Below are 25,339 nucleotides of genomic sequence, written 5' to 3'. Positions count from 1 at the left end.
CGTTTAATTGACCGCACTTTATCCGTTCGCCCCATTTCGCAATTTACGCTATAATGCGACACTTTTCATTATTTTTGAACGGAATATTTATGCCAACTATCGCTCCTAATCCATTAGTCCTAGTGGACGGTTCATCTTATTTATATCGTGCTTTTCACGCATTTCCACCACTCACAAATTCAGCCGGCGAACCAACCGGTGCCATGTACGGTGTGTTAAATATGCTCAAAAGCCTGATTTCGCAAGTGCAACCGAGCCATATTGCGGTGGTCTTTGATGCGAAAGGTAAAACCTTCCGTGATGAAATGTTTGAACAATATAAATCCCATCGTCCACCGATGCCGGATGATCTACGCAAACAAATTCAGCCATTGCACGATATTATACGCGCCCTTGGCATTCCTCTTTTAGTCATTGAAGGTGTAGAAGCCGATGATGTCATTGGAACCTTAGCGGTAGCGGCTTCCAAAGCGAATCAAAAAGTTTTGATCAGTACCGGCGATAAAGACATGGCGCAGCTAGTGGATGACAACATTATGTTGATCAATACCATGAATAACACCTTATTAGATCGCGAGGCCGTGATTGAAAAATACGGTATTCCGCCAGAACTCATTATTGATTACTTAGCGCTAATGGGCGATAGCGCCGATAATATTCCAGGCGTAGCGGGTGTCGGTGAAAAAACGGCACTAGGTCTCTTGCAAGGTATCGGCAGCATGGCAGAAATTTATGCCAACTTAGACAAAGTGGCCGAATTGCCAATTCGTGGCGCAAAAAAATTAGGGGATAAATTATTGGCGGAAAAAGAAATGGCCGATTTATCCTATCGCCTTGCCACTATTAAAACCGATGTCGCTCTCGATATCACTCCGGAGCAACTTACCCTTGGTGCAAGCAATAACGATCAACTTACCGAATATTTCGGCCGTTATGAATTTAAACGTTGGCTCAATGAAGTAATGAATGGCGCCGATTCCATCACTAATAATAACGAACAACCGACCAAGATTAATCACTATCAAGCTACACCAGCGCTCGCTCAAGACAATAGCGATGAAGCATTACCAGCAATTCAAATTGATCGTAGCCGTTATGAAACCTTGCTCACTGAAGCAGATTTAAATCGTTGGGTGGAAAAACTCAAGCAAGTCAAACTTTTTGCCCTAGATACTGAAACCGATAATTTAGATTATATGGCTGCCAACTTAGTGGGTATTTCCTTTGCGTTAGAAAACGGTGAAGCAGCTTACTTACCGCTGCAATTAGATTATTTAGGCGCACCAAAAACTCTCGAAAAAACAACCGCACTTGCATTGTTAAAGCCGATTTTAGAAAATCCTACTATTCAAAAAGTCGGGCAAAACTTCAAATACGATCTCACCATCTTCGCCCGTAATGGCATCGATGTGCAAGGTGTGGCTTTCGATACTATGCTCGAATCCTACGTTCTTAATAGCACGGGGCGTCATAATATGGACGATCTGGCGAAACGTTATTTAGGGCATCAAACAATCACTTTTGAAGAGATTGCAGGCAAAGGTAAAAATCAGCTGACTTTTAACCAAATTCCGTTGGAAAAAGCCGCCGAGTACGCGGCAGAAGATGCTGATGTGACAATGAAGCTGCAACAAGTGCTATGGGAAAAACTCTCTAAAGAACCCACTCTGGAAAAACTCTTTAAAGAAATGGAATTGCCGTTGTTAGGTGTACTTTCCCGTATGGAACGTCGTGGTGTCTTAATTGATAGCGATGCGCTATTCCTACAATCCAACGAAATTGCTAACCGTTTAAGTGAATTAGAAGAACAGGCCTATGTCTTGGCGGGACAGCCATTTAATTTAGCCTCTACCAAACAATTACAGGAAATTTTGTTTGATAAATTAGGTTTGCCGGTTATTCAAAAAACACCAAAAGGCGCGCCATCCACCAACGAGGAAGTATTGGAGGAACTGGCATTTAGTCATGAATTACCGAAAGTGTTGGTAGAACATCGTGGTCTCAGCAAACTAAAATCCACCTACACTGATAAATTGCCGCAAATGGTAAATCCACAAACGGGTCGAGTGCATACTTCCTACCATCAAGCGGTGACAGCCACCGGTCGTCTTTCATCAAGTGATCCGAATCTACAAAACATTCCGATTCGTAATGAAGAAGGCCGTCGTATTCGTCAAGCTTTTATCGCCCGCGAAGGCTTTACTGTTGTGGCAGCCGACTATTCACAAATCGAGCTGCGCATTATGGCGCACCTATCACAGGATCAAGGCTTAATTAACGCCTTTACCCAAGGCAAAGATATTCACCGCTCTACCGCAGCAGAAATCTTTGGTGTCGCACTGGATGAAGTAACGTCCGAACAACGCCGCAATGCCAAGGCAATTAACTTCGGTTTAATTTACGGTATGTCAGCCTTTGGCTTATCGCGTCAACTCGGTATTGGCCGTGCCGATGCTCAGAGCTATATGGATTTGTATTTCAAACGCTATCCGGGCGTACAAACTTTTATGCACGATATTCGCGAAAAAGCCAAAGCACAAGGCTATGTAGAAACCCTATTCGGCCGTCGTTTATATCTGCCAGATATTAACTCTTCTAATGGTATGCGCCGTAAAGCAGCCGAACGTGTCGCGATCAATGCGCCAATGCAAGGTACCGCCGCAGACATTATCAAACGTGCCATGATTCAATTGGATCAAAAACTACAAAACGATCCCGATATTGCGATGATTATGCAGGTGCATGATGAATTAGTGTTTGAAGTGCGGTCAGAAAAAGTCGCGTTTTATAGCGAGCTCATCAAAACACACATGGAAAGCGCGGCTGATTTAGTGGTGCCATTGATTGTAGATGTGGGGCAAGGCACTAACTGGGATGAGGCTCACTAACAAATTTAGTCATGAATAAAGTTATTAGAAGTCACCTATTTACGGCTGAACGCGCTTGGGGAGCCCTTGATATTACCAATATGAATGGCATTTCCGTGCGTCTGCACTGGACAGATAAACCTTACAAATGGCATATCAATGACGGTGAAGAAGTCTTTGCTGTCATGGATGGTACGGTGGAAATGCGCTACAAAGAAGAGGACCAAGAGAAAGCTATATTGCTCCATACGGGTGATATTTTTTATGCGGGTATCGGTACCGAACATGTAGCTCATCCACAAGGCGAAGCGCGCATATTAGTCATAGAGAAAGAAGACAGCATTTAACAGACTTAAAAAGAATTTTATGAATCAAGAAAGACTCAACGAAATCGAAAAACCATTACTTCACCTTGTGGAACGTGATGTGGTTCCCGCACTTGGCTGTACTGAACCTATCTCTTTAGCGCTTGCCGCAGCAACAGCGGCCAAATATTTAGGTAAAACACCTGAACGTATTGAAGCCAAGGTGTCGCCAAACTTAATGAAAAATGGTTTAGGTGTTGCGGTACCGGGAACAGGCATGGTGGGTTTACCTATTGCCGCGGCAATTGGTGCTTTAGGCGGTGATCCTGAGGGTGAGTTGGAAGTGTTAAAACACATCACACCCGAGCAAGTATCCCAAGCCAAGGCGATGCTTGATAAAAAGCTCGTTAATGTGGATATTCATCAAACCGATCATATTTTATATTCGGAAGCTGTGTTGTTTGCGGATAATGACTGGGTGAAAGTAGCGATTCAAGATCAACACACCAACATCATTTTGATTGAAAAAAATGGCGAGATCATTTTTGAGAAAGAACACGATGAATGCGCTGATTGCGACCCTTATGATATTTTCAAACAGGTGAGCGCACGTGAAATCTTTGAATTTTCTTGCGAAGTAGAGCTCGATAAAATCCGCTTTATAGGACAAGCTGCCGCGCTCAACCGAGCTTTGTCTGACGAAGGATTACGCGAAAATTACGGTTTGCACATTGGCAGAACATTACGCAAACAAGTTGGTAGTGGCTTAATGTCAGATGATTTACTCAGCAAAATCATGATTGAAACCACTGCAGCCTCCGATGCGCGTATGGGCGGGGCTACATTGCCAGCAATGAGTAACTCAGGTTCAGGCAATCAAGGTATTGCCGCGACTATGCCCGTGGTTGTGGTCGCCGATTATTTAAACGTGAATGAAGAAAAACGTCTCCGAGCTCTCTTCTTATCACACTTAATGGCTATTTATATCCACAGTAAATTACCCAAACTGTCTGCTCTTTGTGCGGTAACAACTGCCTCTATGGGGAGTTGTGCGGGTATCGCCTATTTACTTACGGGTAAATTCGAAACCGTGAGCATGGGGATTTGCAGCATGATTGGTGACATCAGCGGAATCATCTGCGATGGCGCATCCAATAGCTGTGCCATGAAAGTGTCCACCAGCGTGGCTTCTGGCTATAAATCGGTACTCATGGCCATGGATGAAACCCATGTTACGGGCAATGAAGGTATCGTTGAACACGATCTCGATCGCACTATCGACAATCTATGCTCAATTGCTTCTAAGAGTATGCATCACATCGATCGCCAAGTGATTGAAATTATGGTGAGTAAACCCTGCCCTTAATATCGTGATAACTTACGATAAAGTGCGGTCAGAAAAATATACCAATTTCTGACCGCACTTTTTTTATATCAAAAAAACATATTTTCTAGCCAAAAGTTATTGGCGCTACCTTCTTATTTTTTTAGAAAATACCGACCTACTTAGTTCTAAAAGAGAAGGAATATTTATGCTTTTAACCGGATTACTTTGCGGAATTTTACTCGGATTTGTGATGCAGCGTGGGCGCTTTTGTATTACCGGCGCATTTCGCGATATGTATGTCACCAAAAATAACAAAATGTTTGTAGCCCTTCTATTGGCGATTACCGTGCAATCCATTGGTTTCTTCCTCTTAAAAGAAATCGGTGTTTTAAATGTCGATCCAGCTGAAAATTTTGCCTTTTTAGCGGTGATTATCGGTGCCTTTGTATTTGGTATCGGCATTGTTCTTGCTGGCGGTTGTGCGACAGGTACATGGTACCGTGCTGCAGAAGGCTTAGTCGGCAGTTGGGTTGCGTTATTCACTTATATGTTATTAAGTGCCATCATGCGCACTGGCCCATTAGGGGAATTCAATAAAACTTTACGCAGTATCAATATCGAACAACGCAACATTTACGATACATTCGGCATTTCACCTTGGTGGTTAGTGGCACTATTAACTTTAGTGACAGCCTTTTATGTATACAAACATCTCAGCAAACCCAGCGTAAAAGTTGCGGTATTAAAACCGAAGAAAACGGGGCTTGCCCACTTATTATTTGAAAAACGCTGGCACCCATTTTTCTCAGCCGTGTTAATTGGATTAATCGCGCTTGCCGCTTGGCCACTCAGTGTTGCTACTGGTCGTGAGTTTGGACTTGGTATCACCGGCCCATCAGCTAATATTATGCAATTCCTCGTTACTGGCGACGGTAAATTTATTAACTGGGGCGTATTCTTAGTCTTAGGGATTTTTATCGGGTCATTCATCGGTGCTAAAGCGAGCAATGAATTCCGTGTCCGTGTACCAGATGCCACCACGATTCTACGCAGCGGACTCGGCGGTATTCTCATGGGTATCGGGGCAACCCTTGCAGGTGGCTGTTCTATCGGTAATGGCTTAGTCGAAACAGCCTTTTTCTCTTGGCAAGGTTGGGTATCATTGCCATTGATGATCCTCGGCACTTGGGTGGCCGCCTACTTCACCATTATCCGTCTACAACGTTTAAAATTAGCAAAAGCATCATAAGGAGTTTATATGATCGTTAAATTACCTACACTCGGCCTTGTTTGCCCCTTTCCTCTCGTTGAAGCTAAGGAAGCCATGGCTAAGTTAAATAAAGGCGATGGCCTAGAGATTGAATTCGACTGCACCCAAGCCACTGAAGCCATTCCCGCTTGGGCTGCTGAAGAAGGTTATGAAGTGACCAACTTCGAACAAATTGATGATGCGAAATGGTCAATTACGGTGATTAAATAATAAAAAAGTGCGGTCAGAAAAATACATAAATTTCTGACCGCACTTTTGCTTTAATGAATCGAAATAATTAAATCAATTCTACCGGTACTTTCACCACCAGTTTTTTCACAAAACTTGATTTGCCATTTACGGTGCAACCCGGCTTATGGGGTTCATAAGGGAAAAAGACGGCGAACATTTTTGGTAAAAGTGTTACCGTGCTTTTATCTTCAATTTGCGGGGTAAGTTGGTAGTCATCGGCATCACGATATTCATCGTATAAGCTGAGGTTTGGATAAATCGCGCTTACTTCAACATTTTCTTCACCACGAATAAGTAATTGAATATCCAAATATTTATGGTGAAGTTCAGCTTGTTTGCTATCCGCTTCAACCGTATCAAATTCCATGACATTCATATAGACTTGCTCGCTTAAATCATGACGACCATTTTCTAATGCTTCAAGATCTAAAGTATTGAGATGATCGCAAATGTCAGCGATAACTTTTGGTAAACCCACTTTGAAATTTGGGTTATTTAATGCACTGATAATCATAGTGTCTCCTTACGTATGTATTTGTATGAGAATATGATAACAAGTTGCTTATATTAAATAAAGTTACCAATAAATTTAAAACTCTGTATAATAAGCGAGCTTTATTTTCTGCATTAGCGTGCGGCTATCAAAAGAAATTTTTAAACGCCAAAAGTGCGGTCATTTTTTTCGAGAGATTTCTTTTGCTAGTCGCAATCTGGAAAATAAAGCTTTGTTTTAAATATTATTTTGAAGGAAAACATTGTGAATCCAATTGTTAAACAATTTAAATACGGTCAACATACCGTTACTCTAGAAACCGGCGCAATTGCACGTCAAGCAACTGCTGCGGTTATGGCAAGCATGGACGATACCACGGTATTCGTGACTGTTGTGGCTAAAAAAGATGTGAAAGAAGGTCAAGACTTCTTCCCATTAACCGTAAACTACCAAGAGCGTACTTATGCGGCAGGTAAAATCCCTGGTGGTTTCTTCAAACGTGAAGGTCGTCCATCTGAAGGCGAAACTTTAATTGCACGTTTAATCGACCGTCCAATTCGTCCATTATTCCCAGAAGGTTTCTTCAACGAAATCCAAGTTGTGGCAACTGTAGTTTCTGTAAACCCACAAATCAGCCCAGACTTAGTGGCAATGATCGGTGCTTCTGCAGCATTAACTTTATCAGGTGTACCTTTCAATGGCCCTATCGGTGCTGCGCGCGTTGGTTTTATTGACAACCAATTCGTATTAAACCCAACCATGGCTGAACAAAAACAAAGCCGTTTGGACTTAGTGGTTGCAGGTACTGACAAAGCCGTATTAATGGTTGAATCTGAAGCTGACATTTTAACTGAAGAACAAATGTTAGCGGCGGTAGTATTCGGTCATCAACAACAACAAGTTGTGATTGAAGCAATCAAAGAATTTGCAAAAGAAGCGGGTAAACCACGTTGGGATTGGGTTGCGCCACAACCAAACACAGATTTAATCAACAAAGTAAAAGCGATTGCAGAAGCACGTTTAGGCGATGCATACCGCATTACTGAAAAACAAGCTCGTTACGAACAAATTGATGCGATTAAAGCAGATGTGATTGCACAAATCACAGCTGAAGATGAAGAAATCAGCGAAGGTAAAATCGTGGATATTTTCACCGCACTTGAAAGCCAAATCGTTCGTGGCCGTATCATTGCAGGTGAACCACGTATTGATGGTCGTACCGTTGATACCGTTCGTGCATTAGATATTTGTACTGGTGTATTACCACGTACTCACGGTTCTGCAATTTTCACCCGTGGTGAAACACAAGCATTAGCCGTTGCAACGTTAGGTACTGAACGTGATGCACAAATCATTGATGAATTAACGGGTGAACGTCAAGATCACTTCTTATTCCACTACAACTTCCCTCCATACTCTGTAGGTGAAACCGGTATGATCGGCTCACCAAAACGTCGTGAAATCGGTCACGGTCGTTTAGCAAAACGCGGTGTAGCGGCTGTTATGCCAAGCCTTGCAGAATTCCCGTATGTAGTGCGTGTTGTATCTGAAATCACTGAATCTAATGGTTCTTCTTCTATGGCCTCTGTATGTGGTGCGTCTTTAGCATTAATGGATGCGGGTGTTCCAATCAAAGCCGCTGTTGCAGGTATCGCAATGGGCTTAGTAAAAGAAGAAGAGAAATTCGTGGTGCTTTCAGATATTTTAGGTGATGAGGACCACTTAGGTGATATGGACTTTAAAGTAGCTGGTACACGTGAAGGTGTCACCGCGCTTCAAATGGATATCAAAATTGAAGGTATCACCCCTGAAATTATGCAAATTGCATTAAACCAAGCAAAAGGTGCACGTATGCACATTCTTGGCGTAATGGAACAAGCAATCCCTGCACCACGTGCGGATATTTCTGACTACGCGCCGCGTATTCACACCATGAAAATTGATCCGAAGAAAATCAAAGATGTTATCGGTAAAGGTGGTGCAACTATCCGTGCATTAACTGAAGAAACTGGCACTTCTATCGATATCGATGATGATGGTACAGTGAAAATTGCTGCAGTAGATAGCAGTGCAGCGAAAAACGTGATGGCACGTATTGAAGAAATCGTTGCTGAAGTTGAAGCGGGCGCAATTTACAAAGGTAAAGTGACTCGTCTTGCTGATTTCGGTGCATTCGTGGCTATCGTAGGAAATAAAGAAGGTTTAGTTCATATTTCTCAAATCGCTGAAGAACGTGTAGAGAAAGTGAGTGATTATCTTCAAGTGGGTCAAGAAGTGACTGTTAAAGTGGTTGAAATCGATCGCCAAGGTCGTATCCGCTTAACCATGAAAGATCTTGCACCAAAACAAGAAACTGAAGCAGAATCTGCACCAGCAGAAGAGACTTCTGTAGAACAAGAATAATCTCACAGGGTGTGTAAAAAACCTTACACACCCGTTTTGATTATCAAACTAACTTATAAAACAATGCAATATTTTCGGTTATTCCGTTTTCTAGTTTCATTATCTAGCCTAAGTCTGACTTTATTTATTTCCGGTTGTGTGCAATCGGGAAACGTGTTTGTCGCACCAAATAAAGTCGTGCTTGCGGATCAAACGCCGAATACGCACTTCGAACAAGAAGTGATGATTACCCGAATCGGGCAGGTTTTATTAGTTGGAAAAATGAGTAATGAAGAACGGGCGACGCTTCACTTTGAACGTGGCGTATTATACGATTCCCTCGGTTTATGGGGCCTCGCACGTTATGACTTTACACAAGCCCTCGCGTTACAGCCAAAGATGGCTTCTGTTTACAATTATTTAGGGCTTTACTTATTACTTGAAGAAGATTACGACAGTGCATTAGAAACCTTTAATGCGGTGTTTGAATTGGATCCAAGTTATGACTATACCCACCTTAATCGTGGTTTAAATTTTTATTACGTCGAACGCTATAATCTTGCTGAAGACGATTTTATGAAGTTTTATGAAGCCGATACCAAAGATCCTTATCGCGTACTCTGGCTCTATTTGAACGAACAAAAATTAAAACCACAAGAAGCCCATGCCAACCTTGTTGAACGAGCTAAAGGGCTATCTAAGGACTTCTGGGGAACAAATATCGTTCAATACTATTTGGGTAATATTTCCGTGAGTGACTTGCAAGAACGGGCAACTAAATTTGCAGAAAACTCACAACAATATGCAGAAATATTAACCGAAACCTACTTTTATCTAGCAAAACAAAAACTCAATTTGGGGCAAATTGATGAAGCTGCGGCTTTATTCAAACTCGCTATTGCGAATCAGGTATATAACTTTGTTGAGTATCGTTTTGCCGTGTTAGAGCTGATGAAATTGAAACCGGCTCAAACTGACGACGAAAAAGAAGAAAAAAGTGCGGTCACAAAAACTGCTGTTTTTTAGACTTGCCTCTTTCTTGTGTAACAAATAAACCTGAAAGCGAAATTGAGCTTTCCTTACTTACATTCGAGTATTTTAATGACAGACAAAATCACTTTTAATGATTTAGGCTTGCCTGAATTCATTCTAAAAGCCGTTTCTGACCTTGGTTTTGAAACACCTTCGCCAATCCAACAAGCTTGTATTCCTGCTCTTTTAGAAGGCAGAGATGTACTTGGTATGGCACAAACTGGTAGTGGTAAAACTGCCGCATTCTCTTTGCCTATTTTGGCAAAAATTGATCCTGCCGCAAAACATCCACAATTATTGGTGATGGCACCAACGCGTGAACTTGCCATTCAAGTTGCTGATGCTTGTGAACACTTCATGAAATATGCAAAAGGCATTAACATCGTGACTCTTTATGGTGGTCAACGCTATGACATTCAATTACGTGCATTAAAACAAGGTGCACAAGTTGTTGTAGGTACACCGGGTCGTATTTTAGATCACATCCGTCGTAACACATTAAATCTATCTGAATTAAAAGCAATCGTACTTGATGAAGCAGATGAAATGCTTCGTATGGGCTTTATTGATGATGTAGAAACCGTTATGGCTGAATTACCGGAAGAGCACCAAACTGCCCTTTTCTCAGCAACCATGCCTGAGCCAATTCGTCGTATCACAAAACGCTTCATGAACAATCCACAAGAAGTGAAAATCAAAGTAAATAACGATAATGCGCCGGATATTGAACAAAACTGTTGGTATGTTCAAGGTTTCCGTAAAAATGAGGCGTTATTACGCTTCTTAGAAGTGGAAGAGTTTGATGCGGCAATCATTTTTACCCGCACTAAAACAGGTACACTTGATGTGACCGAATTATTAGAAAAACACGGTTTCCGTGCTGCGGCATTAAACGGTGATATGACTCAGCAATTACGTGAGCAAACCTTAGATCGCTTACGTAATGGTAGCCTTGATATCGTGGTTGCAACTGATGTGGCTGCGCGAGGTATCGATATTGAACGAATCAGCCTTGTAGTGAACTATGACATCCCGCTTGATGCAGAGTCTTATGTTCACCGTATTGGCCGTACCGGTCGTGCAGGTCGTTCTGGTCGTGCATTATTATTCGTTGAACCACGTGAACGCCGTTTACTTCGTAATATCGAACACCTGATGAAAAAACCAATCAATGAAGTTGAATTGCCAAATCATGAAGTGTTACAAGCTTGTCGTCGTAAAAAATTCCAAGACAAGATTACTAAACAATTGGAACATCACGATCTCGAAATGTATCGCAGCCTATTGGAAGATTTATTCACCGCAGATCAGGATCAAGAAGATATTGCTGCGGCCATGTTGATGTTGCTTCAAGGTAAACAAAAACTCATTCTTCCACCAGATCCACCAATGGATAAACGTCGTCGTGACCGTAATGATCGCGGTGATCGTCGTGAAAATCCACGTTCGGCTGAACGTCGTGGTGAACGTAAAGGCTACGGCACACCACAACCGATGGATTTATATCGTATCGAAGTGGGTCGTGCGGATGGTGTAGAAGTGCGTCATATCGTAGGTGCGATCGCAAATGAAGGTGATATTAACAGCCGTTATATTGGCCATATCAAACTTTATGATGACTACTCTACCGTTGAATTACCACAAGGCATGCCAAAAGAATTGCTTCAACAATTCGGTAAAACGCGCGTTTTAAATAAACAAATGCAAATGAGCTTTATGGGCGCAGCACAGTCAGACAATAGACGTGCTGGCAATGACTTTGGTGGAAAAGGTCGCCGTAATGAACGTGGAGACCGTGGTCAAGATCGCTTCCGTGGTGAACGTAACGGTGAACGTCGTCAGCGTAAATTTAACGATAAAAACGACCGCACTTTTAATGAACGTGGTCGCCGAGATCGCCAACGTTAATCCTTATTTAACAGCCCCTTGAAGTAAAAGGGGCTTTTTTATTGTCTTAATTCTCGTTACAATCGTCTCTTATCTCAATTTATAAGGTTTATCTATTGAAAGGTCTATTTTTACGTATTATTGCGGCTTTTGCATTATTACTTTGGGCAATTGATATGGTCTTCCCTTGGCAAAAAATTATGCAATCGGAGCAAAACCCTTACACCACGATCAAAAATCGTGGTAGCTTGATTGTCGGCACCATTAATAATCCCATTTACTATTTTATTGGGAATGAAGGCGAATCTGGCTTGGAATACGAATTAGCAAAAAACTTTGCTGATTATTTAGGGGTTCGTTTACAAATTAAAACCTTAGAAAATAATGATCAACTTTTTAACGAATTAGAAAATAATAATATTGATATTGCTGCTGCGAATCTTTTGTTCCAGCCTCAACGGGCAGAAAAATTTCAGTTAGGGCCATCTTATACTTCCGCCTCTTGGCAGCTTGTGTATAAAAAAGGTGAAAATCGCCCGAAAGATTTAGCGCAAGTCCAGCAAGAAATTATTATTTCTGCAGGGGAAGACTTAGAAAAATTACTATCCCTTGCACAGAAAAAACTTCCTGCACTAAAATGGCAGAATAACAAGCAGTTGACCCAAGAGGAATTATTGATTCAAGTGGCGGAAGGTAAAATTCCTTATACCATTGCAAACAGTATTGACGTGGCAGCAGCACAACAAATTCGTCCTAACTTAGCAATTGCATTTGACTTAACCGATGAAATGACCGTGCATTGGTATCTTTCCAATCAATCCTATAATGAGCTACAAGCAGGCTTGTTGGATTTTATGAATAATGCCATTGAAACAGGATTAATTGATCGTATTGAGGAAAAATATTTCCGCCATATTACTGCCTTTGACTATGTAGATACTCAGGCTTATTTAGAGGCAGTTGAAAAAATTCTCCCTCAATATCAACCGCTCTTTGAAAAATACAAAGGGAATTTAGACTGGCGATTATTAGCCGCGGTGGCCTATCAAGAATCGCATTGGGACCCTTATGCCACCTCTCCAACTGGCGTACGTGGAATGATGATGCTTACCAAGGATACGGCTGTGCGGATGAATATTAATAATCGCACGGATGCCGAACAAAGCATTAAAGCAGGATCAGAGTATCTGCATTGGCTACTCGACCAAATGCCAGACAGTATTCCAGAAGAGGATCGAATTTGGTATTCTTTAGCAGCATATAATATGGGATTAGGGCATATTTTAGATGCTCGTCGACTAACTAAAAAATTAGGTGGCAATCCTGATAACTGGTTAGATGTAAAAAATAATCTTCAACTATTATCAGAAAAGCGTCATTATTCAAACTTAAAATATGGCTACGCTCGCGGCTATGAAGCCTACCAATATGTCGAGAATATCCGCCGTTACATGAACAGTATTGTGAATTATCATCGCGTTCAAGAAAACCAAGCGACTGCGACAGAGTAAGTGCGGTCAGAAAAAGCAACGTTTTTATTGAACTCAAAGAAAACAAGGAGAAAAAGATGTTAAAAAGAAAAACTTTTTTAAAGAAAAAAGCATCAAGAGATATCTCTGCTTCACGTAACTTACGTTTACGACGCTTAAAACACCGTAAAGCAAAACAATTCCAACGCCATGCGTTACAATTAGTGATTCAAGATATCTAAAAAAGGGCGAACATCATGTTCGCCCTTTTATTATTTGTGATTAGATGTTATTGCTTAATACCACCGAATGCACCACGAGACTGATCTGCTTCATTCGTAAATAAGCCTGTCATTTCTTGTGCATTTTCACCAAAGAAACCACCTTGGGTTTTAATGCCATTTACTTCACCAGCAAAGCTATTACCCGTAATTTTACCGCCAAAATTCATACCTGGTACGGCATTAGCTTTTTCCGTAATATTAATATCAATGACTTTATTAGCAAAATCAGCTGTAGCTTTCATTTCACTAATCTCGCTATAATTTTGGTTGCCATCTTTTTTATAAACAGCTCCACCTTTATACTCTACTAATCCTGTTTTAGGAATTTGTGTTACTGCTGTTGGTAAACCTTGCGCATAGAAATATTGATTACCTGTTAATTTATCAACATAGGTACCAAATGCGCTTGATTGTAAATTACTATTACTTAAAATAGTTTGCCCTTCTTTTCGAAGATTATATAAATCGTCATATTCTTCATAAGTCCATGGATCAATATCTCCAGCTCTTCTCAAGATATTAATATCAACTAATTTACCTGATTCATCAATTATCGTAAGATCTCGCACATCACGAGCTAATGGGCGGCTTGCCTCATTTTCTTCTCCAATTAAAACCCCACCAGAAATGACATCTTTCATCTCACCACTAATCCCGCCAAAAATCTTATCACTTAGAGGAATACGTGCTTTTTCATCAGCTTGTAAATTTTCAAGTTGTTTCAATCTTTCTTCAGCGGCTTTTTTTTCAGCTTCAGTTTGGTCGCTATTATTTTTTGCCGTTTTAATTGCTGCTTCGGCTTTTTTCACAGCAGCTTCAGCTTTCTTATTTGCTTCGGCTATTCTTTGATTTAGTTCAATCTCTGCTTGACGAATCTGCTCAGAATTATCTGAACCTCCTTTTGAACTAGAAGAACAAGCACCTAATGCCATAACACATGAAAGCGCAATGATGGAAAGTTTAATTTTGCTCATAAAAAAGATCCTTATTATCTTGTTTTTTTTAGACTAAATGATGACTTCACACAATTTAAATGAAATGAAAATAATTTTCAATACCATTGTAAGATTTATTTAAATTTTGTAAACTTTGCTCCAGATTCTACTAAATCAAAATAATATTTCAGGTAAAAATATGATTCATAAATTTCCCCTTTCTTTAGGTGCACTTTGTGTCGCTTTTGCTGCGCACGCTTACGCTGAAGAGCAAACTACATTAGATACAATTACTGTTAATGCCAATGCTTCTGAGCTCAAAGCAAATCAAATAAAAAAAACGCGTAAAGCAATTCAAGAAGAACTGATTTCTGATAACTATGACTTAGTTCGTTACGCCACTGATGTTGGCATTAGTGATAATGGTCGTCGTAACAAAGGTTTTGCAATGCGTGGCGTTGAAGGAAATCGTGTTGGCATCAGTGTTGATGGCGTCAATTTACCCGAATCAGAAGAAAATTCACTATACGCACGTTACGGTAATTTTAATAGCTCCCGTCTAAGTATCGATCCAGAATTAGTACAGGGTATTGATATTATGCGAGGAGCAGATTCTTTCAATTCAGGTAGTGGAGCAATAGGCGGTTCCGTTAACTATCGAACCTTAGGTGCTGATGATATCATTCTGCCAAATAAAAAATGGGGTGTATTGCTTAAAAATGGTTATGCCAGCAAAAATAGCGAATGGACACATACTTTGGGTGTTGCTTATAAAGATGACAAATTTGATGCAACCTTACTCTATTCCTATCGCCATGGATATGAAATGAAAAGCCATGGAAAAGGTCAAGATATCGTAGGTAACGCTCGCGGCATCCCAGACCCATCACATCATAAAAACCATAGCTACTTAGCTAAAATTGGCTATTTTATTACGCAGACACAACGTGTAAGTGCATCATTTAATGCTCAAAAAGCAAATAACTTTGTTGATGAAAAATCTTACCAGCTGGCAGGGCTCTGGCGTGAATCCAATGATATAAGTAAACGCTATAATGCCAATATTGCCTACGAATATTTTCCAGAAAACAGTAAATGGTTAAGTTACCTAAAAACAGAATTAGATTTTCAAAAAACAAATATTGGCTCAAAAAACTATAAAGGCGGATATCGCTATAATGCTGATTTTACTGCATATTCAGGAAAAGATTTAATCGAAATTCAGGATACCAGCATGAATAGTCGCTTTATGAGAGCCTCTCTGCGAGCCGATCTCATGCCATGGGAAACTAGATTTGGTAGCCATCAATTTACGCTAAGAACCGGTATTTCACAAAAAGATTTTGATAATCGGAATGATCATGAATATCCAAATATAAATACAGATGGTAGCAGTGCAAAAGATAATGAATCAATTCAGCACCCGATCAGAACTCGTTCTTTCTTTGCTCAATTACAAGACAATGTGATATGGAATGATATCTTTTCTAGTCAATTAGGTATTCGTTATGATTGGGATGAATTAGTACCACAAGATTTAAAAGCTTTTTGCAGGGCTTGTAGCAGTAAACCTGCATCAAACACTTTCCAAAGCTTAAGTGGCTCATTGGGATTAGATGCTCAGCTGACTGATATTTGGAAGATCGGCTATAACATTTCTACTGGTTTCCGTATTCCAACTGCTTCAGAGATGTATTTCTCTTTCGAACATCCTGCCGGTAACTGGATACCAAACCCTGATTTAAAAGCTGAACAAGCACTAAATCAATCTATTTATATTCAAGCTGAGCATCGATTAGGCTCATTTGGGTTAACGTTTTATCATACTCGTTATAAAAACTTCTTAACTGAGCAAGAATCAACTTATAAAAAACGTAACCCCTATTACAATGCCTATAGTGCAAGTTATGGTCAACAAGCTTATTACACAACAATCGCTCAGAAAGCAGTTAACATTGACCGAGCTCGTATTTCTGGTGTGGAATTCACGAGCAAAGTTAATTTAGATCAGATTATTTCAGCTATTCCGCAAGGTTGGAAATTTACAGCAAATCTCGGTTATGCCAAAGGAAAACTTAGTGGTACTGAAGCGAGCTTACTTTCCATTCAACCTATTAAAGTGATTTTAGGAATTGGGTATGAAGATCCAAATGATCGCTGGGGAGTTAACGTCAAAGCTAGTTATCTTGGCGCGAAAAAAGCTAAAGATGCCCAAATAGTACAATACTCTACCAACTTTGTTAGAGAAGTAAAAACTTACCCTTATCTTAATAATTCTGCAGTACTATTTGATCTATACGGTTTCTATAAAATCAATCAAAATATTACGCTACGCGCGGGGCTTTATAACTTATTTAATCGCAAATATCACACCTGGGATACCCTACGCGGCATTAACAAAATAAGCACGACTGATTCAGTTGATAAAGAAGGAAAAGGTTTAGAGCGTTTTTATGCACCAGGACGTAATTTTGCAGCATCTGTTGAAATTCGTTTTTAATTGATTATATCCTGAATAAAAAAGGGCGAACATGATGTTCGCCCTTTCAATTTATTCATTATCCTTTATTTTTCAATAAGAATCTTTCAAACGCTCATCTGCTCGGCGAGATTCGCCTTTATGTTGAAGTTTATTTAATTGACGTTCTAATTTTTCTTCGACTTCATTGATCGCTTTATACATATCATCTGCCGTTGCAGTAGCTAACAGATTACCTAATGGAGTTCCAATTGAAGCCTCTACAGAAAAGCCGTTTGGTACTTTACTTAAAACAAAGTGCGGGCTAATCAGTTGAGTGTGCCATTTCTCTAATTTTGCAAGTCTCCCCTCCACATGTTCACGAATTGCAGGGGTGATTTCCATTTGTTTACTTGTGATATTGAGTGTCATAGCATTTACCTCTTTTGCTTAAATGAACCCTTCGGTTCCGTTCATCTTTAATTACAACATATCGACCTTGAACCACTTTTTCAAGTGCTTTTAGGTAAATAAAAAAACAAATGTTCAAAAATATGATCGGGATCTAATTTCTAAAAAAAATGTGATTTCATTTCCGTGTAAACTTGTTATGATGTAAAGCTGTAAACAACAAAGGGAAGCACTCGACTTCCCTTTTCTTTTTATGAGCCTAAATTAGGCTAATTCATCTTGATCATGTTGCGTCGCTTTTAAACGTTCGAAGTAATCTTTGGTTTCTGAAATAATCTCTTTGCGTAAACCAATTAATGCAACTAAGTTCGGGAAGGCCATTAAACCATTCACAATATCCGCTAAGATCCAGATTAAATCTAAGGTGAGGAATGAACCCGCTCCAACCAGAACAATAAATATGAAGCGATACAATTTAATACCACGGATACCAACTAAGTAAAGGAAACAACGCTCACCGTAGTAGCACCACCCTAAAATTGTGGTGAAAGCAAAGAATAATAATCCTACTGTTACAATCGTTGCACCAAATGATGTACCTAATCCCTGCGCAAAAGCATAGTTAGTCACGCTTGCGCCTGAAAGCTCAGGATTACTCCATGCTCCCGTAATCACAAGCACTAAGCCCGTCATCGTACATACGATGATGGTATCTAAGAATGTCCCTGTCATCGAAATTAAACCTTGGCGAACAGGCTCTTTCGTTTGTGCCGCAGCAGCTGCAATAGGCGCACTCCCTAAACCAGATTCATTTGAGAAAATACCACGTGCCACACCTGATTGAATCGCTTTCATCACGGTAAAACCAACTGCTCCGCCTAAAGCTGCTTGTGGATTAAACGCACTCTGAATAATTAATGAAATTGCAGCAGGTAATTTATCGTAATTAACGATTAAGATGATAATTGAGGTCGTCACATAACCCAGTGCCATAAAAGGCACAATGACGGCAGAGGCTCTCGCAATACGTCTTACTCCACCAAGAATAATCATAGCGACCAATACCGTCACCACTGTTGCAGTAATCACAACAGGCACATTAAAGGTATCTTGCATTGCATGCGTAATCGCATTGACTTGAGGGAAAGTACCGATACCGAAAAAGGCCACCAACACCCCAAATAGCGCAAATAATTTTGCTAACCACTTAATACCAAGACCACGTTCGATGTAGTACATTGGTCCACCTGCCATAAAACCGTATTTATCGCGCACACGATATTTCACTGCAAGCAAACATTCGGCATATTTGGTTGCCATGCCTAATAATGCAACTAGCCACATCCAAAAAATCGCGCCAGGTCCACCCGCTTGTACTGCGGTCGCTACACCCACGATATTCCCTGTACCAATGGTTGCCGCTAATGCGGTACAAAGTGCAGCAAAAGAAGACACGTCCCCTTTGCCTTTATTTGCACCACGAGCAAATAAATAGCCCAAGGCACGAGGCAAATAACGAATTTGCAAAAAGCCTAAACGAAGGGTGAGATAAAGTCCGGTTCCGGACAATAGAATAAGTAGGGGAGGTCCCCATATAAAGCTACTAATAGCCGATAAGATTGTCTGTAATGACATTGATGATTCCTCGTCGTTTAAAATACAAATAAACTCGACAAGGAGACAAGAAGAATCCCGATAGAAATATTTTTGATAATACCGATTGTCTTTTGCCCCTGTCCTTTTGCCTGAGCGTTTGGAAAACAATCGAAAAATCGACCGCTCTTTTGCGCCTTCGGCGTCCATTTACATCAATAAAATGCAATGGATCTCTCCAAGGGTTCGTCCAGTAACAGTCCCTGCAATCTTGCGATTGCGCCTGAAAGATTTTACCTCGTCGGCGTAGGGGCAATTCCCTACTCTCCAGCTACCTTCTTCCGAACTCACTTTTTACGTTTTATTCTTATTGCAAAAAGTGTTGCAAATTTTAACAAACTTAAAAAGCGAACTCAATGGATTGACGAAAAAAGGCTTAGATAACAAGGTGAAAGCAGATAAAAACAAAGTGCGGTCAAAAATTTTCTTATTTTTTGACCGCACTTTTTTCAAATCAAAAAAGAAAGGCAGGTCATTGCCTGCCTTTATCTATTTTAATAATTATAAAATCTCTTTTGCTTTTGCTACCACGTTATCCACGGTGAAGCCAAAGAGTTTGAATAATTGATCTGCTGGTGCTGATTCACCAAAGCTATTCATACCAACCACGCGACCTTCAAAGCCAACGTATTTATACCAGAAGTCTGCAATACCTGCTTCGATTGCAACACGTTTGGTTACGGCTGCAGGTAACACACTTTCACGGTACGCTGCATCTTGTTTGTCGAAACGGTTAGTACTTGGCATAGAGACGACACGCACTTTTTTACCTTCAGCAGTCAATACATCTGCTGCTTTCACTGCCAATTCCACTTCAGAACCTGTCGCAATGAAGATTAACTCTGGTGTACCCTCACAGTCTTTTAACACATAAGCACCACGTTTAACGGCATCTAATTGTGCAGAAGTGCGGTCCATTTGTGCTAAGTTTTGACGGGTAAAGATCAACGCACTTGGGCCATCTTGACGCTCAACCGCTTGTTGCCATGCGATGGCTGATTCCACTTGGTCACATGGACGCCATGTTTCAAGATTTGGAATTAAGCGTAATGATGTAGTTTGCTCAACTGGTTGGTGAGTTGGACCATCTTCGCCTAAACCAATCGAGTCGTGCGTATAAACGAATAAAGTGCGTTGTTTCATTAATGCTGCCATACGCACTGCATTGTGTGCATATTCGTAGAACATTAAGAAGGTTGCGCCATAAGGAATGAAACCGCCGTGTAAAGCAATACCATTCATAATCGCTGACATACCGAACTCACGCACACCATAGTTGATATAGTTACCACCTAGGTTTTCGTGGGCACGAATTGGTTTAGAACCGCTCCATAACGTTAAGTTAGAGCTTGCTAAGTCTGCAGAGCCGCCTAAGAATTCAGGCAACACGTGTGCATAAGCCTCAATGGCATTTTGTGATGCTTTACGGCTTGCAATACTTGCAGGATTCGCTTGTAATTTTTCAATGAACGCTTTAGATTCTGCCGCCCAATTTGCCGGTAATTCACCGTTTACTCGACGTGTAAATTCTGCGGCAAGTTCAGGGTATGCTTTTGCATAAGCAGTAAATTTTTCTTCCCAAGATTTTTCTGCTGCTGCACCTTTTTCTTTTGCTGACCATTCTGCATAGTACTCTGCTGGAATTTCAAATGGACCATATTCCCAGCCAAGTGCTTTACGGGTTAATGCAATTTCTTCATCACCTAATGGTGCACCGTGACAATCATGAGAACCTGATTTATTTGGTGAACCGAAGCCGATGATGGTTTTACAAATAATTAACGTTGGTTTTTCTTTTTCTGCTTGAGCAAGAATGGTTGCAGCACGAATTTGTTCTGCATCGTGACCATCTACATTACGGATTACTTGCCAGCCATAAGCTTCAAAACGTTCTGCCGTATCATCGCTGAACCAACCATCAACATGACCATCAATTGAAATGTTATTGTCATCGTAGAATGCGATTAATTTGCCAAGACCTAATGTGCCTGCTAAAGAGCAAGCTTCGTGAGAAATCCCTTCCATTAAACAGCCATCACCTAAGAACACATAAGTGTGGTGATCGACAATTTCATGGCCTTCACGGTTAAATTGGCCTGCTAAGGTTTTCTCAGCAATCGCCATCCCTACTGCATTAGTGATACCTTGGCCTAACGGACCAGTTGTGGTTTCAACACCTGGCGCATAACCATATTCTGGGTGGCCTGGGGTTTTAGAATGTAATTGACGGAATTGTTTTAAATCTTCGATAGAAAGATCATAGCCTGTTAAATGTAATAAGCTATAGATCAACATTGAACCGTGGCCATTAGAAAGTACAAAACGGTCGCGATCGGCCCATTTAGGATTGTTTGGGTTGTGTTTTAAGAAATCGCGCCATAATACTTCAGCGATATCCGCCATTCCCATCGGTGCACCTGGGTGGCCTGATTTCGCTTTTTGTACTGCATCCATTGATAGCGCACGAATTGCGTTGGCGAGTTGTCTACGAGTTGCCATGTTTTTCTCCTATCTAAATAATTCTAAGTATTCTACCCTATTTACTGATTGGCTTAACCAATATTTGCAATTTTATTTAACTTGATCAAATTCTTCGACGACGTTGATGGAAACGCTGGCTACTCGATTTACCTTGTAAATTAACGACCGTTTTAGTTTCCACTGGTTTTCGATATGTTCGACGATAATGACTTAAAAAATAATGAATGGAACTGGCGAATAAAGCACCTAATAAAAAGACCACGACAATTTCACCATATAAGCGGTGGAAGACTTGATTAATTTTGCTCTGCGTCGTTTGAGCATATTGGGCATCAAATGTTACCCTCAAAAAGCCACGAACGGCATTATTGGAAGCGGAATAAATCGGCTCAACAATTTGTTGTGTTGAAAATTCACCTTCATTTTTATGTTCTAGGCCAAGTTGCTCACGAAGATTGCCGGTATTAGTACTTTGTGCCAATTCTTTGCCGTTATAATCATAAATGGTCGCATCAAGCACAAAATTCTCTTTAACTAAATTATCTAAATTTTCAACGAGCTGATCGGATTTCGCATTATTGGTTAATAAAACTGAAAATAAATTGGCTTGCTGACGAACCAAAGTATGCGATAAATTTGCTACTTGATTCACACTTGAAAGCTGTGAACCAATCTTAAATTGTTTCACACCAAATAAAATCACCGCCATGGCACCGATACAAAGCAGAATGATGAGTCCAAACATCAGTGATTTTTGAAGTTTTTCTTTAATTAATTGCACGTTGTTTTTCCATTTTTTCGCCAAGATCGGCTAGAATAGATGAGTATTCACAATTTACAGGATTTTCTATGCAAATTCAAAACCTTGCAAGCATTACCCAAAAATATCCCCAATTCCCCACCGCACTTTCGTCTGGTTTGCCTCACTCCGATGAATCGCATGCGTTTATTTTATACGGTACAACGCTGAATTTAGCCAAATTACTCGAATTCCAACAAAAGTGCGGTCAATCTTTCCTGTGTTTTGATGCATGGAACGTTGAAAAAAATACCGTTGTTCTTTTAAAAGGCAAATGGCTAGACGATTTTATTGCCCATGCTCACGACCTGCAATTAGACATCGCCAAACTGGATTTTGATGCAAAATTATCAGAAAAAGGTTTATTGGTAATGGATATGGACTCTACCGCCATTCAAATTGAATGCATCGATGAGATCGCTAAACTGGCTGGCACGGGTGAACTGGTTTCTGCCATTACTGAAAGCGCCATGCGTGGCGAGCTAGATTTTGAACAAAGTTTACGTCGTCGTGTCGGTACGCTTAAAGGCGCGCCAGAAAGCATTTTGCAACAAGTACGTGAAAAATTACCGTTAATGCCTGGCTTAATTGAAACCATTAAGACATTACAACAACATGGTTGGAAAACCGCTATTGCTTCTGGTGGTTTCACCTATTTCGCCGATTATTTAAAAAGTTTATTAAACCTCGATTTTGCGGCGTCTAATCAATTTGAAATTATTGATGGCACGCTTACCGGCAATGTAAAAGGTAGCGTGGTCGATGCACAATACAAAGCGAATACCTTGCAAAAACTCGCTGAAGAATACGGTATTCCACGCAAAAACACCCTTGCTATTGGAGATGGAGCCAATGATTTGGCGATGATGAAGGTCGCAGGATTAGGCGTGGCATTTCATGCGAAACCGAAGGTGCAACAACAAGCACAAATTGTGGTAAACTTTGCTGACTTAACCGCACTTTTATGTCTTTTAAGTGCAAATGATCGAATTTAATTCATTTTGGGAGAAAATTTATGCCATCTTTTGACATCGTATCTGAAATTACTATGCACGAAGTGCGTAATGCGGTTGAAAATGCAAACCGCGTATTAAGTACACGTTATGATTTTCGTGGCGTGGAAGCGGCCATTGAATTAAATGAAAAAAGCGAAACGGTGAAAGTGACGACCGAATCAGATTTTCAATTAGAACAGTTAATTGAAATTTTAATTGGGGCGTTTGTAAAACGTGGCATTGAGCATAGCTCGTTGGATATTCCAACAGAAAGTGAACACCACGGTAAACTTTACACCAAAGAAATCAAATTAAAACAAGGGATTGAAACAGAGATGGCGAAAAAAATCACTAAATTAGTGAAAGATTCAAAAATCAAAGTTCAAACCCAAATTCAAGGTGAACAAGTACGCGTAACTGGTAAATCTCGTGACGATTTACAAGCTGTTATTCAATTGGTGAAAGGCGCTGAATTAGGCCAACCATTCCAATTTAATAACTTCAGAGATTAAGAAAACGAAAGAGCGGTCAAAAAACACAACATTTTTGACCGCTCTTTTTATTTGCGCTAATTAAGCTAATCTCGCTTTTGCTTCTGCAATCGCTTCTGCGACACGAAGTGGTGAAACCCCACCTTTCGCACAACGTTTATCTAAACAAGATTGTAGTGAAAGAATGTCATATACATCATCCCCCACTACATCGCTGAATTGACGGAATTCAGGAATGGTTAAGTCTTCCAAGGCTTTTCCTTTTTCAATGGCATAAACCACGGTTTCACCGACAATATGATGAGAATCACGGAATGGTACACCTTTTGCCACAAGGTAATCTGCTAGCTCTGTTGCATTTGAGTAACCTTTTAAAGCGGCTTCACGTGTACGGTCGGTATTCACTTTTAATTCATCTAGTACAAAAGTCGCCATATCTACGCAATCTTGCCAGGTATCTAACGCATCAAAGATCCCTTCTTTGTCTTCTTGCATATCTTTGTTATACGCTAATGGCAACCCTTTTAAGGTCATCAACATACCGGTTAATGCACCCATGACACGACCCGCTTTACCACGAATTAATTCACAAGCATCCGGATTTTTCTTTTGTGGCATTAAAGAGGAACCAGAAGTCACACGATCCGATAATTCCACAAAATTCGCTTCACCACTGTTAAAAATAATCATATCTTCTGCGAAACGAGAAAGGTGAACCATACTTAAAGAAGCTGTTGAGAGTAATTCCACAATATGGTCACGATCAGAGACGCTATCCAAACTATTACGCGTCGCAAAAGCAAAACCCAAATCTGCGGCTAATTGTTCACGATCGACCGCATAGGCAGTTCCCGCAAGTGCACCACTGCCTAATGGGCAACTATTCATGCGTTTATAAGCATCGGCAAGACGAGAATAATCACGCTCAAACATTTCCACATAAGCCATACACCAATGGGCAAAAGTAATTGGTTGAGCACGTTGTAAATGAGTATACCCCGGCATCACCGCATCTTGCGTATTTTCAGCAGTTTGTACCAAGTGACGTTGAAGATTACGAATAGACTCTTGCAACTCCGCTACACGTTGTTTGCACCACATTTTAATATCAAGTGCAACTTGGTCATTACGGCTACGACCCGTATGTAATTTTTTACCTAAATTACCTACTTTATCGATAAGCTTACTTTCCACCCAACTGTGAATATCTTCTGCATCATCTTGTAAAATCGCCTGTGGATTTGACCGCACTTCGATTAATAATTCATTTAAGGCAACTTCTAGCTGTTGTTGCTCTTCAGCACTTAATACACCAACATTGACTAAAGCTTTAGACCAGCCAATGGAGCCTTCAATATCTTGCTCTGCCAAGCGATAATCAAAACGCAGGCTATCATTAAAATCTTTAAAACGTTTATCTGCCGCTTGTGTAAAACGACCACCCCAGAGAGCCATAGGTTATCCTTCTTTTAATTTTGACGCTGATTAATTATTCAATTATTGCGCATAATTAATCAACATGCAATAATAATCTCTTCATAGTTTGCTATTTTACCCTGTTTTTTCTAA

General features: G+C 40.5%; 20 protein-coding genes and 1 riboswitch. Of the genes, 13 read left to right on the top strand and 7 right to left on the bottom strand.

The features are described 5' to 3' along the window. Positions 1 to 89 precede the first annotated feature (89 nt). The 5 genes from polA (at position 90) to AC979_RS02880 (ending at position 5,979) form a co-directional block, all read left to right on the top strand. Positions 90 to 2,888 (top strand): DNA polymerase I, encoded by a 2,799-nt coding sequence (gene polA / locus AC979_RS02900; protein WP_049372794.1) that lies wholly within the window; start codon positions 90 to 92, stop codon positions 2,886 to 2,888. Positions 2,889 to 2,899: 11 nt separating this feature from the next. Further along, positions 2,900 to 3,214 (top strand): cupin, encoded by a 315-nt coding sequence (locus AC979_RS02895; RefSeq protein WP_049372793.1) that lies wholly within the window; start codon positions 2,900 to 2,902, stop codon positions 3,212 to 3,214. Positions 3,215 to 3,233: 19 nt separating this feature from the next. Then, positions 3,234 to 4,538, top strand: a complete 1,305-nt coding sequence (locus AC979_RS02890; RefSeq protein WP_049372792.1) for a serine dehydratase subunit alpha family protein — start codon at positions 3,234 to 3,236, stop codon at positions 4,536 to 4,538. Between the two features lie 166 nt (positions 4,539 to 4,704). Continuing rightward, entirely contained in the window at positions 4,705 to 5,748 is a 1,044-nt protein-coding gene (locus AC979_RS02885; RefSeq protein ID WP_049372791.1) for a YeeE/YedE family protein, read from the top strand. Between the two features lie 9 nt (positions 5,749 to 5,757). After that, positions 5,758 to 5,979 carry a sulfurtransferase TusA family protein gene (locus tag AC979_RS02880; RefSeq protein ID WP_005631077.1) on the top strand — a complete coding sequence of 74 codons (222 nt, stop codon included), beginning with the start codon at positions 5,758 to 5,760 and terminating at the stop codon, positions 5,977 to 5,979. Positions 5,980 to 6,046: 67 nt separating this feature from the next. Here AC979_RS02880 and nanQ read toward each other — a convergent pair whose 3' ends face one another. Continuing rightward, entirely contained in the window at positions 6,047 to 6,514 is a 468-nt protein-coding gene (gene nanQ, locus AC979_RS02875; protein WP_049372790.1) for an N-acetylneuraminate anomerase, read from the bottom strand. 243 nt (positions 6,515 to 6,757) lie between these two features. Here nanQ and pnp point away from each other — a divergent pair, with 243 nt between their 5' ends. The 5 genes from pnp (at position 6,758) to AC979_RS10485 (ending at position 13,505) form a co-directional block, all read left to right on the top strand. Then, positions 6,758 to 8,896 carry a polyribonucleotide nucleotidyltransferase gene (gene pnp, locus AC979_RS02870; RefSeq protein ID WP_049364873.1) on the top strand — a complete coding sequence of 713 codons (2,139 nt, stop codon included), beginning with the start codon at positions 6,758 to 6,760 and terminating at the stop codon, positions 8,894 to 8,896. A 63-nt stretch (positions 8,897 to 8,959) separates the two neighbouring features. Then, the gene (nlpI, locus tag AC979_RS02865) at positions 8,960 to 9,901 is read left to right on the top strand and encodes a lipoprotein NlpI (protein ID WP_049372921.1); all 942 of its coding nucleotides are present in this window, start codon (positions 8,960 to 8,962) and stop codon (positions 9,899 to 9,901) included. Between the two features lie 75 nt (positions 9,902 to 9,976). Then, a complete protein-coding gene (locus tag AC979_RS02860; RefSeq protein WP_049372789.1) occupies positions 9,977 to 11,815 on the top strand; it encodes a DEAD/DEAH box helicase in 1,839 nt (612 codons plus the stop codon). 95 nt (positions 11,816 to 11,910) lie between these two features. Continuing rightward, positions 11,911 to 13,305, top strand: a complete 1,395-nt coding sequence (gene mltF / locus AC979_RS02855) for a membrane-bound lytic murein transglycosylase MltF (RefSeq protein ID WP_049372788.1) — start codon at positions 11,911 to 11,913, stop codon at positions 13,303 to 13,305. A 56-nt stretch (positions 13,306 to 13,361) separates the two neighbouring features. Further along, positions 13,362 to 13,505 (top strand): hypothetical protein, encoded by a 144-nt coding sequence (locus tag AC979_RS10485; protein ID WP_005697833.1) that lies wholly within the window; start codon positions 13,362 to 13,364, stop codon positions 13,503 to 13,505. Between the two features lie 47 nt (positions 13,506 to 13,552). Here the strand turns inward: AC979_RS10485 and AC979_RS02850 are convergent, their stop codons facing one another. Next, on the bottom strand, positions 13,553 to 14,521 hold the full coding sequence (locus tag AC979_RS02850; RefSeq protein WP_049372787.1) for a transferrin-binding protein-like solute binding protein: 969 nt from the start codon (positions 14,519 to 14,521) through the stop codon (positions 13,553 to 13,555). Positions 14,522 to 14,681: 160 nt separating this feature from the next. Between AC979_RS02850 and AC979_RS02845 the strand changes: the two genes are divergently transcribed. Next, entirely contained in the window at positions 14,682 to 16,982 is a 2,301-nt protein-coding gene (locus AC979_RS02845) for a TonB-dependent hemoglobin/transferrin/lactoferrin family receptor (protein WP_049372786.1), read from the top strand. 72 nt (positions 16,983 to 17,054) lie between these two features. Here AC979_RS02845 and hpf read toward each other — a convergent pair whose 3' ends face one another. From hpf to AC979_RS02825, 4 genes are all read right to left on the bottom strand, one after another. Next, positions 17,055 to 17,372: a ribosome hibernation-promoting factor, HPF/YfiA family gene (hpf, locus tag AC979_RS02840; protein WP_049372785.1), complete on the bottom strand. Its 318-nt coding sequence runs from the start codon at positions 17,370 to 17,372 to the stop codon at positions 17,055 to 17,057. A 243-nt stretch (positions 17,373 to 17,615) separates the two neighbouring features. After that, on the bottom strand, positions 17,616 to 18,986 hold the full coding sequence (locus tag AC979_RS02835) for an alanine/glycine:cation symporter family protein (RefSeq protein WP_049372784.1): 1,371 nt from the start codon (positions 18,984 to 18,986) through the stop codon (positions 17,616 to 17,618). Positions 18,987 to 19,074: 88 nt separating this feature from the next. After that, positions 19,075 to 19,196, bottom strand: a riboswitch (glycine riboswitch). Between the two features lie 309 nt (positions 19,197 to 19,505). Next, the gene (tkt, locus tag AC979_RS02830) at positions 19,506 to 21,503 is read right to left on the bottom strand and encodes a transketolase (RefSeq protein WP_049372783.1); all 1,998 of its coding nucleotides are present in this window, start codon (positions 21,501 to 21,503) and stop codon (positions 19,506 to 19,508) included. Between the two features lie 85 nt (positions 21,504 to 21,588). Beyond that, the gene (locus AC979_RS02825; protein ID WP_143422669.1) at positions 21,589 to 22,266 is read right to left on the bottom strand and encodes a YtjB family periplasmic protein; all 678 of its coding nucleotides are present in this window, start codon (positions 22,264 to 22,266) and stop codon (positions 21,589 to 21,591) included. 68 nt (positions 22,267 to 22,334) lie between these two features. Here AC979_RS02825 and serB point away from each other — a divergent pair, with 68 nt between their 5' ends. Both serB and AC979_RS02815 read left to right on the top strand, forming a co-directional pair. Further along, positions 22,335 to 23,279 carry a phosphoserine phosphatase gene (serB, locus tag AC979_RS02820; RefSeq protein WP_049372782.1) on the top strand — a complete coding sequence of 315 codons (945 nt, stop codon included), beginning with the start codon at positions 22,335 to 22,337 and terminating at the stop codon, positions 23,277 to 23,279. Between the two features lie 20 nt (positions 23,280 to 23,299). Continuing rightward, on the top strand, positions 23,300 to 23,791 hold the full coding sequence (locus AC979_RS02815; protein ID WP_049372781.1) for a YajQ family cyclic di-GMP-binding protein: 492 nt from the start codon (positions 23,300 to 23,302) through the stop codon (positions 23,789 to 23,791). Between the two features lie 60 nt (positions 23,792 to 23,851). On the opposite strand, the gene argH is transcribed toward AC979_RS02815, so the two are convergent. Continuing rightward, positions 23,852 to 25,225, bottom strand: a complete 1,374-nt coding sequence (gene argH / locus AC979_RS02810; protein ID WP_049372780.1) for an argininosuccinate lyase — start codon at positions 25,223 to 25,225, stop codon at positions 23,852 to 23,854. Positions 25,226 to 25,339: the final 114 nt, after the last annotated feature.

Source organism: Parahaemophilus parainfluenzae, assembly GCF_001053575.1.
GTDB classification, from domain to species: Bacteria; Pseudomonadota; Gammaproteobacteria; order Enterobacterales; family Pasteurellaceae; genus Haemophilus_D; species Haemophilus_D parainfluenzae_S.
This window is presented reverse-complemented; position numbering and strand designations above follow the sequence as displayed.

Bases quoted from the DNA above. Each gene is read 5' to 3' on its own strand.
- nanQ (WP_049372790.1), bottom strand. From the start codon at position 6,514: ATGATTATCAGTGCATTAAATAACCCAAATTTCAAAGTGGGTTTACCA.
- AC979_RS02850 (WP_049372787.1), bottom strand. From the start codon at position 14,521: ATGAGCAAAATTAAACTTTCCATCATTGCGCTTTCATGTGTTATGGCA.
- polA (WP_049372794.1), top strand. From the start codon at position 90: ATGCCAACTATCGCTCCTAATCCATTAGTCCTAGTGGACGGTTCATCT.
- AC979_RS02890 (WP_049372792.1), top strand. From the start codon at position 3,234: ATGAATCAAGAAAGACTCAACGAAATCGAAAAACCATTACTTCACCTT.
- AC979_RS02885 (WP_049372791.1), top strand. From the start codon at position 4,705: ATGCTTTTAACCGGATTACTTTGCGGAATTTTACTCGGATTTGTGATG.
- AC979_RS02895 (WP_049372793.1), top strand. From the start codon at position 2,900: ATGAATAAAGTTATTAGAAGTCACCTATTTACGGCTGAACGCGCTTGG.
- AC979_RS02860 (WP_049372789.1), top strand. From the start codon at position 9,977: ATGACAGACAAAATCACTTTTAATGATTTAGGCTTGCCTGAATTCATT.
- argH (WP_049372780.1), bottom strand. From the start codon at position 25,225: ATGGCTCTCTGGGGTGGTCGTTTTACACAAGCGGCAGATAAACGTTTT.
- hpf (WP_049372785.1), bottom strand. From the start codon at position 17,372: ATGACACTCAATATCACAAGTAAACAAATGGAAATCACCCCTGCAATT.
- AC979_RS10485 (WP_005697833.1), top strand. From the start codon at position 13,362: ATGTTAAAAAGAAAAACTTTTTTAAAGAAAAAAGCATCAAGAGATATC.
- AC979_RS02880 (WP_005631077.1), top strand. From the start codon at position 5,758: ATGATCGTTAAATTACCTACACTCGGCCTTGTTTGCCCCTTTCCTCTC.
- serB (WP_049372782.1), top strand. From the start codon at position 22,335: ATGCAAATTCAAAACCTTGCAAGCATTACCCAAAAATATCCCCAATTC.
- nlpI (WP_049372921.1), top strand. From the start codon at position 8,960: ATGCAATATTTTCGGTTATTCCGTTTTCTAGTTTCATTATCTAGCCTA.
- AC979_RS02815 (WP_049372781.1), top strand. From the start codon at position 23,300: ATGCCATCTTTTGACATCGTATCTGAAATTACTATGCACGAAGTGCGT.
- AC979_RS02835 (WP_049372784.1), bottom strand. From the start codon at position 18,986: ATGTCATTACAGACAATCTTATCGGCTATTAGTAGCTTTATATGGGGA.
- AC979_RS02845 (WP_049372786.1), top strand. From the start codon at position 14,682: ATGATTCATAAATTTCCCCTTTCTTTAGGTGCACTTTGTGTCGCTTTT.
- tkt (WP_049372783.1), bottom strand. From the start codon at position 21,503: ATGGCAACTCGTAGACAACTCGCCAACGCAATTCGTGCGCTATCAATG.